This window comes from Rhodopseudomonas rhenobacensis (assembly GCF_014203125.1).
GTDB lineage: Bacteria > Pseudomonadota > Alphaproteobacteria > Rhizobiales > Xanthobacteraceae > Rhodopseudomonas_A > Rhodopseudomonas_A rhenobacensis.
The window spans coordinates 1-5075 of sequence record NZ_JACHIH010000062.1 but is presented as its reverse complement, the minus strand read 5'-3'; the positions used below and the strand labels follow the sequence as shown (position 1 = coordinate 5075).

General features: G+C 67.4%; 4 protein-coding genes. 2 read left to right on the top strand and 2 right to left on the bottom strand.

The genetic code is table 11. The features are described from left to right. Positions 1-1743: ATP-dependent helicase HrpB (gene hrpB, locus HNR60_RS23865; protein ID WP_347339375.1), on the bottom strand; the 1743-nt coding region annotated here is incomplete at its 3' end. A 177-nt stretch (positions 1744-1920) separates the two neighbouring features. Here hrpB and HNR60_RS23860 point away from each other — a divergent pair. After that, a complete protein-coding gene (locus tag HNR60_RS23860; RefSeq protein WP_184262914.1) occupies positions 1921-2979 on the top strand; it encodes an acyltransferase family protein in 1059 nt (352 codons plus the stop codon). 194 nt (positions 2980-3173) lie between these two features. Here HNR60_RS23860 and HNR60_RS23855 read toward each other — a convergent pair whose 3' ends face one another. Then, positions 3174-3776 carry a hypothetical protein gene (locus HNR60_RS23855; RefSeq protein ID WP_184262912.1) on the bottom strand — a complete coding sequence of 201 codons (603 nt, stop codon included), beginning with the start codon at positions 3774-3776 and terminating at the stop codon, positions 3174-3176. A 154-nt stretch (positions 3777-3930) separates the two neighbouring features. Here HNR60_RS23855 and HNR60_RS23850 point away from each other — a divergent pair. Beyond that, on the top strand, positions 3931-5075 hold a 1145-nt coding region (locus HNR60_RS23850; RefSeq protein ID WP_283810663.1), incomplete at its 3' end, for a 5'-3' exonuclease.

Here is a 5075-nt window from a genome sequence, read left to right as displayed (position 1 = left end):
TTTGGGGGGGGGGTTTTCCCCCCCGCGCCGCCCCCCCCCGGGGCCGGGGGGGGGGCCCCCGGCGGGGGCGGCCCGCCGGGCCCCCCCCCCCCCCCGGGGGGGGGGGGGGGGGGGGGGGGGGGTGCCCCGAACCGAAGCCTTGCTCGTAGACCCCCCTCCCCGACCCTCCCCCGCAAGGGGGGAGGGAGAAGAGGGCGCCGCACCTCCCCGCAAGGCCGCACCACCGGGCGAGGGGGAGAATGAAGAAGCCGCGCGCTGCGTTGCCGCCACCTGCGCCGCCCAGCGCTGCGCGATCTGCCGCGCGCTCACGGCGCGCTGCGAGCGATCGCGGCGAAACTGTTCGAGCCGGTGATCGAGATCGACGGCGTCGCCGCCGAGCCCGCGCTCGGTGAGCACCGCGGCGATCTCCGCGGCCTCCTCGCCGCAGCCTTGCCGCTGCGCATCGACGATCATCCGCGCCAGCCGCGGCGGCAGCGCCAGCGCGCGCAGGCTCTTGCCTTCGTCGGTGATGCGGCCCTCAGTATCGAGCGCGCCGAGTTCGGCGAGCAGCGCGCGCGCCTCCTTCAAGGCCGGCGCCGGCGGCGCATCGAGAAACGCCAGTTGCGCAGGGTCCGCGACGCCCCATTGCGCGAGATCGAGCAGCAGCGACGATAGATCGGCGCTGAGGATTTCCGGCTGGGTGTAGGCCGGCAAGGATGCGGTCTGCGGCTCGTCCCACAGCCGGTAGCAGACCCCGGGCTCGGTGCGCCCGGCGCGGCCGCGGCGCTGATCGACCGCGGCGCGCGAGGCGCGCACGGTTTCCAGCCGCGTGAGACCGATGTCCGGCTCATAGCGCGGCACCCGCGCCAGGCCGCAATCCACCACGATGCGGACGCCCTCGATGGTCAGCGAAGTCTCGGCGATCGAGGTCGCCAGCACCACCTTGCGGCACCCTTTGGGCGCGGGCTGGATCGCGCGGTCCTGTACGGCGGCATCCAGCGCGCCGAACAGCGGCACGATCTCGATCGAAGCATCAACGACGCGCTCGCGCAGCATCGTCTCGGTGCGGCGGATCTCGGCGGCGCCCGGCAGGAACGCCAGCACCGAGCCGGGATTTTCCCGCAACGCCGACGCAATCGCCTCCGCCATCTGCCGCTCCATCGGCGCATCCGGCTTGCGGCCGAGATAGCGGGTCTCGACCGCAAAGGCACGGCCGAGGCTTTCGATCACCGGCGCGTCGCCGAGCAATTTGGCGACGCGGGCGCCGTCGATGGTCGCCGACATCACCAGAATCCGCAGATCCTCGCGCAAGCCCACTTGCGCGTCGCGCGCCAGAGCGAGGCCGAGATCGGCGTCGAGCGAGCGCTCGTGGAATTCGTCGAACAGGATTGCGGCGACGCCGGTCAATTCCGGATCATCCAAAATCATCCGCGAGAAGATGCCCTCGGTGACGACTTCGATCCGCGTCGCCCGCGAGATCTTGCTGCCGAAGCGGACGCGATAGCCCACCGTGTCGCCGACGCGCTCGCCTAAGGTTTTCGCCATCCGTTCGGCGCTGGCGCGCGCCGCGATCCGCCGCGGCTCCAGCATGATGATTTTCTTCGACCCGAGCCAGGGCGCGCCGAGCAGCGCCAGCGGCACCCGCGTGGTCTTGCCGGCGCCGGGCGGCGCCACCAGCACCGCGACGTTGCTGGCCGCAAGCGCGGACCCGAGCTGATCCAGCACGGCGTCGATCGGAAGCGGCGTGTCGAAAGCGCGGGTCACGGGCGGCTCTTATCTCCAAGGCAAGGGCCGCGATGGTTAACAGAATCGTTGGCGCCGGCAAATCCGCGCGGCCGCGATCACGATTCCCTGAGATCCGGCACATTCTTTGATCGGAGAAACTCCATCGCAACCGATTGGCATCAAGATGCGCCAAAGCCGCACGAAAAAGGGACAGCGATGACCGGAAACGGCACAGCCGCCATGATGACGCAAGCCTCGCCGTCGCCGCGGATCGACTGGGTGGATTACGCCAAGGGCATCTGCATCGTCATGGTGGTGATGATGCATTCGGTGCTGGGCGTCGAGATCGCCGCCGGCCAGACCGGCTACATGCACTATCTGGTGGAATTCGCCCGGCCGTTCCGGATGCCGGATTTCTTCCTGCTGTCCGGGCTGTTTCTGGCCGTCGTGATCGACCGCGACTGGCGGACTTATCTCGACCGCAAGGTGGTGCATTTCGCTTACTTCTACGTGCTGTGGGTGACCATCCAGTTCGGCTTCAAGGCGCCGGCGTTCGCCGCCGAGCAGGGCTGGGCGCATGTCGGCCTGATGTATCTGGAATCCTTCATCGAGCCGTTCGGCACGCTGTGGTTCATCTATCTGTTGCCGATCTTCTTCGTCGTCACCAAGGCGACCAAGCGGCTGCCGCCGGCCGCGATCTGGATCGTCGCGGCAGCGCTCGAGATGACGCATCTGTCGACCGGCTGGACCGTGATCGACGAATTCGCCGCGCGCTTCGTGTATTTCTATTCCGGCTATCTGTTCGCATCCAAAGTGTTCGCGCTGTCGGAGCGCGCCCGCGCAAGGCCGCGTTGGGCGCTGGCCGGGTTGGCGTTGTGGGCGATCGTCAATGCCGCGATCGTCTATGACGGCTGCAGCACCTGGCCGGTGTTCTCGCTCGTGCTCGGCTTTGCCGGCGCCTGCGCCATCATCGTGATCGGCACGCTGCTGGCGAAGCAGCAATGGCTGAACGGCTTGCGGTTCTGCGGCGAGCATTCGATCGTGATCTACCTCGCGTTCTTCCTGCCGATGGTGATCGCGCGGGTGTCGCTGTTGAAATTCGCGCCGTTCCTCGGCGTCGGCACCATCTCGCTGTTGGTGACGATCGCGGGCGTAGTTGGCGCGCTGGCGATCTGGCGGCTGGCGCTCCGCACCGGCGCGCGCTTCCTGTTCGAGCGCCCCGACGCATTCTGGATCGCGCCGAAGAAACGCGCGGTGCTGGTGGCGGCGGAGTAACCGCCTCCTGCACGGCGTTGCCTCATACACCGCGGTCAACGCCCGGCTTGACCGGGCGACCCAGTATGGCAGGGCGCTCGTGACGAATATCAAACCCTCTGCGATACTGGGTCACCCGCTTTCGCGGGTGATGACGGCCGAGTGTGGAGCGGCGCGGTGCACTGCGTCCGGGCACAGTTGGCAACGCAAACGCCCTATGGCGCTTGGTTCGGCTCGTCCAGCTTCACCCCGCCCGTCATGCTGTCGATCTTGGTGCGATAGGCCTCGGCGTCGCCGAAATCGGCGAAGCCCTGGTAATGCGGATGCGGTCCCAGCACGCGGCGGGCGTGTTTGATCGGGCACCAGTAGACTTCGGTGCGCGCCGCCACCTCGCGGGCAAAGGCGATCACGCCGTTGCCGTAGGAGCAATAGGCGCAGTTGATCTTTTCCAGCAGGTTGAGATAGGCGAGGTGATGGCGGTCGAACACCAGATAGTCGCGGCGCCGCACTTTCGGGATCTTGTAGATCGGAAAGCAGATCGCCTGGTAGATCATCACCATGACGTCGAGCAGCACGAACGCCACGATCAGCGAATAGATCACCGGCGCGGTCACGATGATCCATGGATTGGCGTCGCGGATGTAACGCCCGAGCGTGACCTTGATGGCGCGCTGCAGCCGCAGCGCCTCCTTCTCGAACACGATCCTGCGGTTTTCCAGATGGTAGCGCAGCGCCTCGCGACGCTTGGCGAGCTCGACCTCGATCTCCGCCTCGACCGCGCGCAACTTTTCCATCAACACGTCGAGTTGCGGGGGCATCGGCGGATTCCTTTCGCGCGGGGACTGCGTCACCGGCGCACGGAACCCGCGCCGATGCAACCGCTTTCGGCGCCCCGCTCGCTGTGAAAAATTCCTGTTCCGTCCGCGGACCGACAGGGTGTCATTCGCCCGTAAAAATCTCTAAATTGCCGCCATGCCGAACAGCTCAGATCAAGCCGCCGCCCAGCCCGTCGCCGTGAAGCCGCCCGCCAAGATTCCTGGCAAGGGCGACCACGTGTTTCTGGTCGACGGCTCGTCGTATATTTTCCGCGCCTATCACGCGCTGCCGCCGCTCAACCGCAAGTCCGACGGGCTGCAGGTCAACGCCGTGCTCGGCTTCTGCAACATGCTGTGGAAGCTGTTGCGCGAAATGCCGAACAATGAGCGGCCGACGCATCTGGCGATCATCTTCGACAAGGCGGAAAAGACCTTCCGCAACGAGATGTACCCCGCCTACAAGGCGCAGCGGCCGCCGGCGCCGGAGGACCTGATCCCGCAATTCGCGTTGATCCGCGAGGCGGTGCGCGCCTTCGACCTGCCCTGCCTGGAGCAGATCGGCTTCGAGGCCGACGATCTGATCGCCACCTATGTGCGGCAGGCCTGCGAGCGCGGCGCCACCGCGACGATCGTGTCGTCCGACAAGGATTTGATGCAGCTCGTCACCGACTGCGTCACCATGTACGACACCATGAAGGACCGCCGCATCGGCATTCCTGAAGTGATCGAGAAATTCGGCGTGCCGCCGAATAAGGTGGTCGAGGTGCAGGCGCTGGCCGGCGACAGCGTCGACAACGTGCCGGGCGTCCCCGGCATCGGGGTGAAGACCGCGGCGCAACTGATCAACGAGTATGGCGACCTCGATACGCTGCTGTCGCGCGCGACAGAAATCAAGCAGCCGAAGCGCCGCGAGGCGCTGATCGAGAACGCCGACAAGGCGCGAATTTCGCGGCAATTGGTGCTGCTCGACGACAAGGTCGCGCTCGACGTGCCGCTCGATGAACTCGCCGTGCACGAGCCCGATGCGAGGAAGCTGATCGCGTTTCTGAAGGCGATGGAGTTCTCCACGCTGACGCGGCGGGTCGCGGAATATTCGCAGATCGATCCGGCCGACGTCGAGGCCGATGCGGCGGTGAAGAGTGGATCTTCCCCCTCCCCCCTTGCGGGGGAGGGCCGGGGTGGGGGGACCACGGACGCCGGCGATCTTTTCGGGGCGGGGGCCCCCCCCCCCCCCCCCCCCCCCCCCCCGGGGGGGGGGGCCCCCCCCGCGGGCCGGCGGCGCGGGGGGGCGGCGGCCACGCG